The sequence below is a fragment of the Xanthomonas campestris pv. campestris str. ATCC 33913 genome (assembly GCF_000007145.1).
GTDB lineage: Bacteria > Pseudomonadota > Gammaproteobacteria > Xanthomonadales > Xanthomonadaceae > Xanthomonas > Xanthomonas campestris.
Genome location: NC_003902.1, coordinates 422,956 through 435,092 on the forward strand (window position 1 = coordinate 422,956; position 12,137 = coordinate 435,092).

The 12,137-nt window shown below is 65.8% G+C and carries 10 protein-coding genes and 1 pseudogene; 6 read left to right on the top strand and 5 right to left on the bottom strand.

What is annotated here, in order from left to right; all coding sequences use genetic code 11:
* Positions 1 to 316: 316 nt before the first annotated feature.
* From XCC_RS01835 to XCC_RS01850, 4 genes and pseudogenes are all read left to right on the top strand, one after another.
* A complete protein-coding gene (locus XCC_RS01835) occupies positions 317 to 793 on the top strand; it encodes a MarR family winged helix-turn-helix transcriptional regulator (RefSeq protein WP_011035605.1) in 477 nt (158 codons plus the stop codon).
* 74 nt (positions 794 to 867) lie between these two features.
* Positions 868 to 1,326: pseudogene (locus XCC_RS01840) on the top strand (transporter); the annotation flags it as partial.
* Positions 1,327 to 1,358: 32 nt separating this feature from the next.
* Entirely contained in the window at positions 1,359 to 2,126 is a 768-nt protein-coding gene (locus XCC_RS01845) for a coniferyl-alcohol dehydrogenase (protein WP_011035607.1), read from the top strand.
* A 36-nt stretch (positions 2,127 to 2,162) separates the two neighbouring features.
* Positions 2,163 to 3,644, top strand: coding sequence for a benzaldehyde dehydrogenase (locus tag XCC_RS01850; RefSeq protein WP_012437122.1), 1,482 nt, complete (start codon positions 2,163 to 2,165; stop codon positions 3,642 to 3,644).
* Positions 3,645 to 3,671: 27 nt separating this feature from the next.
* On the opposite strand, the gene XCC_RS01855 is transcribed toward XCC_RS01850, so the two are convergent.
* Positions 3,672 to 4,568: a helix-turn-helix domain-containing protein gene (locus XCC_RS01855; RefSeq protein ID WP_011035609.1), complete on the bottom strand. Its 897-nt coding sequence runs from the start codon at positions 4,566 to 4,568 to the stop codon at positions 3,672 to 3,674.
* Between the two features lie 93 nt (positions 4,569 to 4,661).
* Here XCC_RS01855 and pobA point away from each other — a divergent pair, with 93 nt between their 5' ends.
* Together pobA and XCC_RS01865 are read left to right on the top strand one after the other, a co-directional pair.
* Positions 4,662 to 5,846, top strand: a complete 1,185-nt coding sequence (gene pobA, locus XCC_RS01860) for a 4-hydroxybenzoate 3-monooxygenase (RefSeq protein ID WP_011035610.1) — start codon at positions 4,662 to 4,664, stop codon at positions 5,844 to 5,846.
* A gap of 216 nt (positions 5,847 to 6,062) precedes the next feature.
* The gene (locus XCC_RS01865; RefSeq protein WP_014509305.1) at positions 6,063 to 6,575 is read left to right on the top strand and encodes a nuclear transport factor 2 family protein; all 513 of its coding nucleotides are present in this window, start codon (positions 6,063 to 6,065) and stop codon (positions 6,573 to 6,575) included.
* Between the two features lie 115 nt (positions 6,576 to 6,690).
* Here the strand turns inward: XCC_RS01865 and glpK are convergent, their stop codons facing one another.
* From glpK to XCC_RS01885, 4 genes are all read right to left on the bottom strand, one after another.
* Positions 6,691 to 8,190: a glycerol kinase GlpK gene (gene glpK / locus XCC_RS01870; RefSeq protein WP_011035612.1), complete on the bottom strand. Its 1,500-nt coding sequence runs from the start codon at positions 8,188 to 8,190 to the stop codon at positions 6,691 to 6,693.
* 67 nt (positions 8,191 to 8,257) lie between these two features.
* Positions 8,258 to 9,082: an MIP/aquaporin family protein gene (locus tag XCC_RS01875; protein WP_011035613.1), complete on the bottom strand. Its 825-nt coding sequence runs from the start codon at positions 9,080 to 9,082 to the stop codon at positions 8,258 to 8,260.
* Positions 9,083 to 9,266: 184 nt separating this feature from the next.
* A complete protein-coding gene (gene glpD / locus XCC_RS01880) occupies positions 9,267 to 10,793 on the bottom strand; it encodes a glycerol-3-phosphate dehydrogenase (RefSeq protein ID WP_011035614.1) in 1,527 nt (508 codons plus the stop codon).
* Positions 10,794 to 11,141: 348 nt separating this feature from the next.
* On the bottom strand, positions 11,142 to 11,963 hold the full coding sequence (locus XCC_RS01885) for a DeoR/GlpR family DNA-binding transcription regulator (RefSeq protein WP_040940441.1): 822 nt from the start codon (positions 11,961 to 11,963) through the stop codon (positions 11,142 to 11,144).
* Positions 11,964 to 12,137: the final 174 nt, after the last annotated feature.

A 12,137-nucleotide genomic window follows, 5' to 3' on the forward strand; every position in this document is an offset into this window, starting at 1 on the left:
GCAGCTTGGCAATGTAGTTATGGTGCATAACTATTCCGGGACGCAATCATTGGCGCCCGGATCCCCATGCCGTACCCGCACCTGGACCATTCCGCTTTTCCGCCGCCGGTGCGGCGCCGGTGCGTGGTCTCCAGCATGGGCACTGCAGCGGCCGGCGCGCTGCCGCTGTGGTCGGCACAGCAGGCTGACCGCGCAACGCAAGCGATACCGGCACGCCCCGCCAGGTCTACAATGCGGCTCACGTCGCGGGCCGGCGTTGCAGGCGCCTGGCGCGCCGCTCCCTGGTTCGGTGATGGCCCTTGTCGCGAGAATCCTCATGCCTGCCACGTCCAGCGCCGTGCTGCTCCCCGATCCTGTTGCCACGGTGGACCAGGCGCGCCTGCTGCGGTTGCTGGGCTACCGCATCACCCGCACCGAGCTGCTGGTGCGGCGCATGTTCCAGGATTGCGTGGCAGCCTTCGACCTCAAGCCGGTCGACTTTTCGCTGCTGATGCTGGTGGACGGCAACCCGGGCATCAATCAACGCCAGATCGGCGACGTGCTGCATGTCTCGGCGCCGAATCTGGCCATCGTGGTGGCCCGTCTGGTGAAGCGGCGCCTGCTGCGGCAGGTGCGTGGGCGCCAGGACCGTCGCATGCAGCATCTGTCCTTGACCGCCACCGGGGCCAGCCTGCTGGCGCAGGCCGAAGCGGAGGTGCTGGGCATGGAACAGCAGCTCAGTGTGGTGCTCGGCCCCAGCGAAGCGCCGTTGCTGCGCGCGCTCGATCGCCTGGATCGCCTCGACACGCTGTAACCGACCACGCGCGCGCATCGCGCGACGGCACGTGCAGTACACCACGTATCCGCCAGTCCAGACTGCGATCCACGTTCAGTGGTCGTCGCGCTCTCAATCCGGGCGCAGGGTACTGGCCGCTGGTGCCCAACTACGCTGTCACCGCATTGCCCACGCCGCATTGGGAGATCAGTGCGCGCCTGAACTACATCGACACCTTGCGCAGCCACCGCCGGCCCAATCTTTCCGAGGGCGTTGCGTTCCGCAATGGCCAGGCCGGCGATGCGGCCTGGATCAACGTCGCCACCTCATGGGAGGTGGTGCGCGATGTGTGGGTCGGCATCAGCGCCTACTCCCTCATCCATTTGCGCGACAACCGCAGCAATGGCCAACGCGTGGCTAACAGTCGCCCGACCGCGTTCCATGCCGGCCCGGGCGGTGCCTGGCGCGTGGATGCCAACAACCTGTTGTTCGCCAATCTCTATCTGCAGGTGGAGGTCAAAAACGCGGCCTCCGGCAGCAACCTCAATGTGCAGTTCGTCCACGTGTTCTAGCGCCGGTGATGCCGGCAACTTCGGAGAAGGCAATGCGCTTGTTGAACAAGACCATCGTGGTGACCGGCGTGGCATCGGGCATCGGTGCGGAAGTGGCGCGCTTGGCGCGCTTTGAAGGCGCAACCGTGATCGGCATCGATCGCACGCCGGTGCATATGAGCCTGCACGGCTTCCATCAGGCCGACTTGGGCGATCCCGCTGCGATCGATGCGCTGGTGCAGGCACTGCCGGAACGGATCGACGCGCTGGCCAATGTGGCCGGCGTCCCCGGCACCGCGCCGCTGGAGGCGGTGGCGCGGGTCAACTACCTGGGCCTGCGTCACCTCAGCCACGCGCTGCTGCCGCGCATCAGCCGTGGCGGCGCCATCATCAACGTCGCCTCGATTCTCGGCGCCGAATGGCCGCAGCGGCTGGACCTGCACAAGCAGCTGGCCGCCGCTGCCAGTTTTGCCGACGGCAGCGCTTGGCTGGCCGCGCACCCGGTTGCGCACGACACCTGCTATCAGTATTTCAAGGAAGCCCTGATCGTGTGGACCTTGCTGCAATCGTGGCCGTGGTTCGCCGATCACGGCGTACGCGTCAACAACGTCTCGCCCGGGCCGGTGTTCACCCCGATCCTGGGCGACTTTGCCGCGATGCTTGGCGCCGAGCGTGTGCAGGAAGACGCCAAACGCATGCAACGCCCCGCGTATGCCGACGAGGTGGCCGAGGCGATCGTGTTCCTGGCATCGGACGCCGCGCGCTGGATCAATGGCATCACCTTGCCGGTCGATGGCGGCCTGGCATCCACCACTTTGTAAGTCCCCTTGGACCCCCAACCAGCAGGAGGCTCGACCATGCATGCGCTCCCCAGCATTGCGACACCCACGACCGCCACACCGGCGTGGCACGGCTGTATCTTCAATGGCGACTGGGTTCCCGGTAGCGGCGGCACGCTGCAGATCCATGAGCCGGCCACCGGCGGCCTGTTGCACGAGGTCGGCAAGGCCGATCTATCCGATGTGGAGGCCGCCATTGCGCAGGCCAAGCATGCCCAACGTGCCTGGGCAATCACCTCGCCGCGCGAGCGTGCAGCGGTGTTCCACCGCGCTGCGCAACTGATGGAAGCGCACCGCGCCGAGGCTACCTTGCTGATCGCGCGCGAGACCGGCGGCATCATGCCCAAGGCCGAGCGTGAGGTGAGCGAGGCGATTGCCTACTACCAGCAAGCGGCCGGGCTGCCGCTGCAGGCGATGGGCCAGGTGCTGCCAACCGCCGCAGGCCAGCTCAGCCTGGCCAGGCATTTGCCGCTGGGCATCATTGCGGTGATTTCGCCGTTCAACTTCCCGCTGATCCTGTCGCTGCGGTCGGTGGCACCGGCGCTGGCGATGGGCAATGCGGTGATCCTCAAGCCGGACCCGCGCACGCCGTATACCGGCGGTGTGATCATCGCCCAAGTGCTCGAAGAAGCCGGACTACCCAAGGGGCTGCTGCACGTGCTGCACGGCGGCGCCGACATCGGCCAGGCCCTGGTCGAAGCGCCGGACGTGCCGATGATTGCCTTCACCGGCTCCACCGCTGCCGGGCGCCGGATCGGCGAGCTCGCCGGCCGTCACCTGAAAAAGGTGGCGCTGGAACTCGGTGGCAATAATGCAGTGATCGTGCTCGACGACGCCGACCTGGAGCGCGCCGCATCGGCAATCGCCTTCGGTGCATACCTGCATCAAGGCCAGATCTGCATGGCCACCGGCCGTGTGCTGGTGCAACGCGGCGTGGCCGACGCGCTGACCAAACTGCTGGCCGACAAGGCACGCCACCTGCCGGTGGGTGACCCGGTCAGCGGCACGGTGGCGCTGGGCCCGATCATCGGCCAGCGCCAGTTGCAGCGCGTGCTGGACATCGTCGATGACAGCATCGACGCCGGCGCGGTGGTCGAAGCCGGCGCCACCCACGACGGCCTGTTCTATGCAGCGACCGTGTTGTCGAACGTGCGCCCGGGCATGCGGGTGTTCGATGAGGAAGTGTTCGGCCCGGTGATCAACATCACGGTGTTCGATACCGACGAAGAAGCCGCGGTACTGGCCAATCACGGCGAATACGGCCTGGTGGCAGGCATCATGTCGGCGTCGGTGTCGCGCGCCATGGTGCTGGGCGAGCAATTGCACACCGGCTTGCTGCACATCAACGACCAGACCGTGGCCGATGAGGTCATCAATCCATTCGGTGGCACGGGCGCTTCGGGCAACGGCACCAGCGTGGGTGGGCCGGCCGATTGGGAGCAGTACATGCACTGGCAATGGCTGACGATCAAGCACGCGGTGCCGCAGTACCCGTTCTGAGTGTGCGGCTGATGCCCGGCCGGTGGCTTACCCCGCCGCACGGAAGTGCGATGGGGAGCAGCCGGCGTGCCGGGCGAAAAACCGGCTGAAGTACGCAGCGTCGAAAAATCCAAGGTCGGCAGCCACCTGCTGCACGCTCATGCTGGTGTAGCGCAGGCTGCGCCCGGCTTCCAGCATGAGCCGGCGTTGCAGCAACTGCAGCGCCGAGGCGTTGGCCAGGCGCTGGCACACCGCGTTGAGGTGCCCGGGGGTGAGCCCCACCTGCGCGGCATAGCGGGCAATGGACCAATGCGCGCGGTAGTGCACATCGATCAAGGCCTGGAAGCTGCGCAGATGCCGCAGGCCTGGGTCCGCATGCGCAGCAGTGATTGCGTGGTCGTGGGCTTTTTCCAGCGCCGTGCGCGCGCACCAGACCAGCAGTTGCGCGGCCGCTGCCTGCATCGCCGCCTCGCGGCCGATGCGTTGCCGCGCGTGGTCGTCGGCAAGGCTGGCAAAGACAAGATCGAGCAATTGGCGGCTGCGCCCAGCCGCAAGTAGCTGCGGAGACGCTAACGCCTGACGCAACGCAGGCGCACCCTGCACGGTGGCGTGCACCAGCGGCATGCACAGCGTGGCGATATGCCCGCGCACCCGCGGATCGAAGTTGAAGCCATGCACGCACATCGGTGGCAACCAGATCACCGTGGCACCGCCGATGCGCTGTGTGCGGCCATCCAGATGCACGGTGGCCGGGCCACGTTGCACATAGAGCAACTGCGCCAGCTCGTCGTGCCGGTGTGGCGCAATCCGCCAATCATGCAGCCGGCTGCGCGCACCGATCGATTCCCAGTGCAGCAGATCCGGCACCGCCACGCCGTGTTCGCCATACAGGCCGAACGCCGGAACCGCTACAGCCGCAGATACATTACGCGCGCGTGTGGGCATCGTCGAAAAGTCCAAGCACTGCCGGCAATCATCCCTTCAATCGGGCGGCATGGCTACCGACACTGCAACGCATCGTCGCTGTAGGAACTCCGTATGCGCACCCAGGTTGCCATCATCGGCGCCGGCCCTGCCGGTCTGCTACTGGGCCAGCTGTTGGCGAACGTCGGCATCGATGCGGTGTTGATCGAGCGCCAGACGCCTGAACACGTGCTCTCACGCATTCGCGCCGGCGTGCTGGAGCAGGGCAGCGTGGCGCTGTTGCAGCACGCCGGCGTCGACGCACGCCTGCAGCGCGAAGGGCTGCGCCACAGCGGGTTCGAACTGGTCGTGGACGGCCGCCGCGAACGCATCGACCTGCAGCGCGCAGGTGGGCGCAGCGTGACTGTCTATGGGCAGACCGAGATCACCTTCGACCTGATGCAGGCACGCGAGCGCGCTGGGCTGCGCAGCTACTATCAAGCGCAGGACGTGGCGCTGTGCGACATCAGCAGCGCGCAGCCGGCGGTGGAATTCACCCAGCACGGGCGGCGTCATCGCGTGAGCTGCGATTACATCGTTGGCTGCGACGGCTTCCATGGCATCAGCCGTGCGGCGATTCCGCCCGAGCGGCTGCAACTCTTCGAGCGGGTGTATCCGTTCGGGTGGCTGGGGGTGCTGGCCGACGTGCCGCCGGTGCATGAGGAGCTGATCTACGCACGGCACGCGCATGGTTTTGCGCTGTGCTCGATGCGCTCGCCCAGCCGCAGCCGTTACTACCTGCAAGTGCCCGCCGGCACGCAGCTTGCGCAGTGGGACGATCATGCGTTCTGGGCGGAGTTGCGCGCGCGTCTGCCGGCATCGCTCGGCGAGCAGCTGGTGACCGGCGCATCGATCGAAAAGAGCATCGCGCCACTGCGCAGTTTCGTTGCCGAGCCCATGCAATACGGGCGGCTGTTCCTGGCCGGCGATGCGGCGCATATCGTGCCGCCGACCGGCGCCAAGGGCTTGAACCTGGCGCTTGCCGATGTGGGCCTGCTGGCGCAGCTGTTCGCGCGCTGGCATCAGCGCGGCGATGCGGCGGTGTTGCAGCAGTATTCGGCGCTGGCATTGCAGCGGGTGTGGAAAGCCGAGCGTTTCTCATGGTGGATGACCAGTTTGCTGCACACCTTCGAGGGCGAAGATGCATTTACTGCACGCATCCGCGATGCCGAGCTGGCGTATCTGCTGCAAAGCGATGCTGGCCGCACCACCGTGGCGGAAAATTATGCCGGCTTGCCGCTGGTCACCTTGCCTGATTGAGCCCCGCACACCAACGCGATGGCCGATCAAAGGGAAGCAAAAAGTGCCCTGGTACACGTCAAAGCGTCTAGCGGGCGAGCGAGCACGGCCGGTAGGGTGGCGGTGACGCGTGCGGAGCGCAACGTTGGCAAGGACGCGTCATTCCCCCAATCGTCGGCACTGACCGCCTTGATGGCATGCGAGCGGCAGGCTGGCCTCCCTACCCAGGAGTACCCCATGAAACAACTGTTCTCCCGCGCCCTGTTGCTGGTCATGCTGTTGGCGCCCATGGCGGCCTTCGCGCAGACCGCCGTCACCGCCAACCCCAACCACCAGAAACTGCTGATCGGCTCCAATTGGTCCGAAACCGCCAACAAGCGCCTGGTCTACGATTTCTGGCGCATCGTGTTCGAAGCCGGCCAGGTGCAGTACGCACCGATGTACATGGACAAGAACTACATCCAGCACAACCCGAACGTGGCCAATGGCCGCGATGCGTTCATTGCCTTCCTCACCGCGTTCGTGCCGCCCACCCCGGTGCAGCCGCGCGTGCAGTTGCCGCTGGTGGCGATCACCGCCGATGGCGATCTGGTCACGCTGGTATCGGTGCGGACCTTGCCGGACCCGCGTGATCCGTCCAAGACCTACACCACCACCTGGTTCGACATGTTCCGCATCGAAAAAGGCCTGATCAAGGAACATTGGGATCCGGACACGATTGCCGGGCGCGCCAATACTGGCGGCCAGTAACTGCTGCGACACTGCAGGGCTGCAGCGTGTAGCACTGCAGTGCGTAACTCACGCGAGTTGCCAACCTAACGTTGCGCCCACCGGATGGTGGGCGCAGTCTTTTCGGTGTTAGTGCTTAGCTGATGCGGAAGCCCATGGTGGCTTCCACTGCCTGCTGCCAGCCGGCATACAACTGTTCGCGCCGCTCTTCGGGCATGTTCGGCTCGAAGCGGCGATCCACCGCCCATTGTTTGGCGATCTCTTCGCGGCTGCTCCAGAACCCGGTGGCCAGGCCCGCCAGGTAGGCCGCGCCCAGCGCGGTGGTTTCGGCCACCTCCGGACGCAGCACCGGCACGTTGAGAATGTCGCTCTGGAATTGCGCCATGAAGTCGTTGGCGATCGCGCCACCGTCGGCGCGCAGCTCCTTCAGTTCGATCCCCGAATCGCTCTGCATCGCGGTGAGCACATCGCGGGTCTGATACGCCATCGATTCCACCGCCGCGCGCACGAAGTGTTCCTTGCTGGTGCCGCGGGTCAGGCCGAACACCGCACCGCGGATATCGCTGCGCCAGTACGGTGCGCCCAGGCCCACGAAGGCCGGGACGAAATACACGCCGTCGTTGTCGCCGGCACGCTCCGCATAGGCTTGCGAATCGCTCGCCTTGCCGAACATGCGCAGCCCATCGCGCAGCCACTGCACCACCGAGCCAGCCACGAAGATGGCGCCTTCCAGTGCGTATTCCACCTTGCCGTCGATGCCCCAGGCGATGGTGGTCAGCAAGCCGGCCTTGGAGGCCACGGCCTTGTCGCCGGTATTCATCAGCATGAAACAGCCGGTGCCATAGGTGTTCTTCGCCATGCCCGGTTCAAAGCACGCTTGCCCGAACAATGCGGCCTGCTGGTCGCCGGCAATGCCGGCAATGGGCACCTGTTCCCCGTAGAAATACTGGGTCTGGGTCATGCCATAGACCTCGCTGGACGAGCGCACTTCCGGCAGCATCTGCGCGGGCACGTCCAGCATCTCCAGCAGCTCGGCATCCCACTCCAGGGTGTGGATGTTGTACATCATGGTGCGCGAGGCATTGGTGTAGTCGGTCACGTGCACCTTGCCGCCGGTGAGGTTCCAGATCAGCCAGCTATCGATGGTGCCGAAGGCGAGCTCGCCCTTGCGTGCGCGTTCACGTGCGCCGTCCACGTGGTCGAGAATCCACTTGACCTTGGTGCCGGAAAAATACGCATCGATCAGCAGCCCGGTCTTGTCGCGCACCATCTGCTCATGGCCGGCCTCTTTGAGCTGGGTGCAGATGTCCTTGGTCTGCCGCGATTGCCAGACGATGGCGTTGTAGATCGGTTGGCCGGTGGCCTTGTCCCATACCACCGCGGTCTCGCGCTGGTTGGTGATGCCGATGCCTGAGATCTCGCGCGCGTCGATCTGCGCGTTGTTGAGCAGCTCGGTAATGGTGGTGTAGACGCTGGTCATGATCTCGCGTGGGTTGTGTTCCACCCAGCCCGGCTGCGGAAAGATCTGGCCGAATTCGCGCTGCGCCACGCCGGCCACCTTGCCCTGGCGATCGAACAACATCGCGCGCGAGCTGGTGGTGCCCTGGTCGATCGCAAGGACGTATTTCTTTTCCATCGTGCATTCCTCGAAACAAAGGCCGGCGCACCGCGCGCACGGCGTGACTGTCAGTGCAGCGGTGCGATCACGGCGGATCGAGTGGCGGCGTGGCGGCTTTTTGCAGGTGCAACACCCGCGCCGGCAGGAACGGCAGGATCAGCCACTGGTAGGCGAGGGCGCCCAGCGGGCCACCGATCAATGGCCCGACGATCGGGATCCACCAGTAGTTGTCCTTGGCCGGCAGTGCGGCTTCGCCCCAGCCGGCGAAATACGCGAACAGGCGCGGGCCGAAGTCACGCGCGGGGTTCATTGCCCAGGCTTCCAGATACCCCATCGAGGCGCCCAGCGTGGCCACCAGCAAGCCGATCATCAACGCGCCCGAGTTGGCGGTTGGCGCAGCCTCGTTGAAGCGCTCGGTGATGGCGAAGATACCGAAGATCAGAAACGCAGTGATGATGATCTGGTCCACCAACGCATGCATCGGCGTGACCGCAAGGCCCGGCGCGGTGAAGAACACCCCGGCAGCGCCGCCGGCTTCGCGGGTGAGCTGCTGCACCTGGTTGTAGTGGTCGATCACCGGCCCGTAGAGCTGGTAGACAATCGCCGCGCCAAGAAACGCGCCAACCACTTGCGCGCCCCAGTACGGCAGCACCTTTTTCCAGGAAAAATCGCGGAACAACGCCAGCGCCAGCGTGACCGCCGGGTTGGCGTGCGTGCCGGACACCGAACCGGTGACATAGATGGCCAGCGTGACCGCCAGGCCCCAGGCAATGCACACGCCCCAGTAGGCGTTTTGATACGGGCTGGGGTCGTAGAGGATGTACATCGCCGCGACCGAATCGCCCAGCGCGATGATGATGAACATCGCCACCGCTTCGGAGATCAACTCACCCACGAGTTGACGGCTCATGGGCGGCCTTGCGCGCTGCGCGGTGTATGGCCGTTGTGGTGTTGCGACGCGTCTGGCGACGCGCAAGTGTGTCTGGTTGTGCTCATCTCAGTTGCCCTCCACGAAATACCCATGATGATGCGCGGCGCGCGCGCCAGGATACGTTGCCAACGACCCTTCCTCGTTGGCAACGTCAGTCACGCTGTCAGGCCGGGACCACGTGCGTCTGCGCGTTGGCGTGCGCAGCTGGCCGCGTCTGCAGATACGCCTCCAGGCGCGCGCGCGCCTCGGCATCTACACGCAGGCCCAGTTTGCTGCGGCGCCACAGGATGTCGTCGGCGGTCTGCGCCCATTCGCGGGCGCACAGGTAATCCACCTCGGCCTGGTAGAGGTCCGCACCAAAATGCTGGCCGAGTGCAGCCATGTCCTGCGCATCGCCAAGCAGCTGCTCGGCACAGGTACCGTAGTTGCGCACCAGCCGCTGTGCGGTGGCCGCCGGCAGCCAGGGACGCGCAGTGCGCACACGCTCCAGCAGGCTGGCGATGTCGCGTTGTTCGCCGCCGGGCAGGGCTTCGCCACGCGCGGTCCACGCCGGCTTGCGCGCGCCCAGGGCCTGGGTCAGCCGGTCGACGGCTTCTTCGGCGAGCTTGCGGTAGGTGGTGAGCTTGCCGCCGAACACGTTGAGCAGCGGCGCGCCGTCGGTGAGCACTTCCAGCTGATAGTCGCGGGTCACTTCGGCGGCGTTGTCTTCGGCGTCGTCGAGTAGCGGACGCACCCCGCTGTAGTTCCACACCACATCCTGCGGGGTGATCTGCTGCTGGAAATACAAGTTCACCGCATCGCACAGGTACTGCACCTCGGCCGCGTCGATCTTGGGTGCGGACGGGTCGGCCTCGTAATCCACGTCGGTGGTGCCGATCAAGGTGAAGTCGTGCTCGTAGGGAATGGCAAACACGATGCGCCGGTCGGGTTGCTGGAAGATGTACGCGTGGTCGTGGTCGAACAGCTTGGGCACCACGATGTGGCTGCCCTTGACCAGGCGCAGCGCATGCTGGTGCGGCACCGCGGCCACCTTGTCCAGGAACGACACCGCCCACGGACCGGCCGCATTGGCCAGCGCACGCGACTGCACGGTGCGGCGGCGTCCGTCGCAGCCTTCCAGCTCCGCATACCAGAACCCGGCATCGCGCCAGGCGCCAACGCAACGCGTACGCGTATGGATCTGCGCGCCACGCTTGGCCGCATCCATCGCGTTGAGCACCACCAACCGCGCGTCCTGCACCCATGCGTCGGAATACACAAAGCCGGTGCGCAGCGACTCCTGCAGCGGCTGGCCAACCGGATGGGTGCGCAGCGACAGCCGGCGCGAGCGCGGCAGGCTGCGCTTGCTGCCGCCAAGATGGTCGTACAGGAACAGCCCGGCGCGAATCATCCAGGCCGGGCGCAGATGCGGCTGATGCGGCAGCAGGAAGCGCAGCGGCCAGATGATGTGCGGCGCTAGCCGCAGCAGTACCTCGCGTTCGGCCAGCGCCTTGCCGACCAATGCGAACTCGTACTGCTCCAGATAGCGCAGGCCACCGTGGATGAGCTTGGTGCTGGCGCTGCTGGTATGCGCGGCCAGGTCGTCCTGTTCGCACAGGCACACCGACAGACCGCGCCCGGCCGCGTCACGGGCAATGCCGACCCCGTTGATGCCGCCGCCGATTACCAGAAGATCGTATGTCTCGCCCATCGGTGCCTCCGTCCCGGCTCGCCCGCAAGCGCGAACCTAAGTTGTCATGTTCGAACATATTCGAACATGACGCCTTGCGGAGGCGTGAAGAGGCGTATGTGGCTGATCTGCAGCTTCTGGTAACAATGCGACTATTGATCCGCGTATTTCGATAGATATTAGCGATTGATGGATGGCGCGTGTGCCGCAGATCGCAGCAATCGCACACAAACGAACATTGTCCAGGCTTGGTCGGTAACCCCGGCCCGAGCCCCGCTGTATGCCGAACAGCACCACGTACATCAGCCGCCTGCTGGACCGCCGGGACAAGCCCTGCGGCTCCGGCCGCCCAGCCCTCAAGCGCGGGAGTCAGCCCGCGACGCCGGCCAGATGCACGCGCGTGCCAGCCTCGGCCAGCACCGTGCGCAGCTCCTCCGGCGGCGGCCGGTCGGTGAACCAGTCGTGCACCTGTGCAATCGCCCCCAGCCGCACCATCGCGTTGCGGCCGAACTTGCTGTGGTCGGCGGCCAGCAGCACCTGCCGAGAATGCTCGATGATCGCCTGGGCCACGCGCACTTCCTGGTAATCGAAATCCAGCAGCGTGCCGTCCAGGTCGACCCCGGAAATGCCGATCACCCCGAAGTCCACCTTGAACTGGCGGATGAGCTCCACGGTCGCCTCGCCGGTGACGCCCTGGTCCCGGCCACGCACCACGCCGCCGGCCACGATCACCTCGAAGCTGGGATTGGCGCTGAGCATCACCGCCACGTTGAGGTTGTTGGTGATCACGCGCAGGCCGCGGTGCTGCAGCAAGGCGCGCGCCACTTCCTCGTTGGTGGTGCCGAGATTGATGAACAGCGAGGCGTCGTCGGGAATGAAGCGCGCCACCTGCGTGGCGATCTGCTGCTTCTCGCGCGCCTGCAGCGCCTTGCGCGCCGCATACGCCAGGTTCTCCACGCTGGACGGCATGCTGACGCCGCCGTGATACCGGCGCAGCACGCCGGCATCGCAGAGCAAGGTTAGATCGCGGCGAATGGTCTGCGGCGTGACCTCAAAGCGCGTCGCCAGCCCTTCGACATCGGCAAAGCCCTGTTGACGCACCAAGGCCACCAACTGCTCTTGGCGCGGATTGAGTGCCGGCGCCGGCACGGTCCTGTAATGAGTCGACTCCATGCGCAGATCATCGCCCATGCGCGTGAGGATGCAAGCACGAGCATGGCCGCGCCGCGCTGGGCCAGAGCGACCACGGCAGTGGCCGCCTGGCCACTGCGATCACTGCGTGTCATACGCACCACCGGCCAGTCGATGGATGGTGTGCGGTGGCGAAACGGCTCGACTATGGCTGCCCCGAAAGGCGACGGGGTC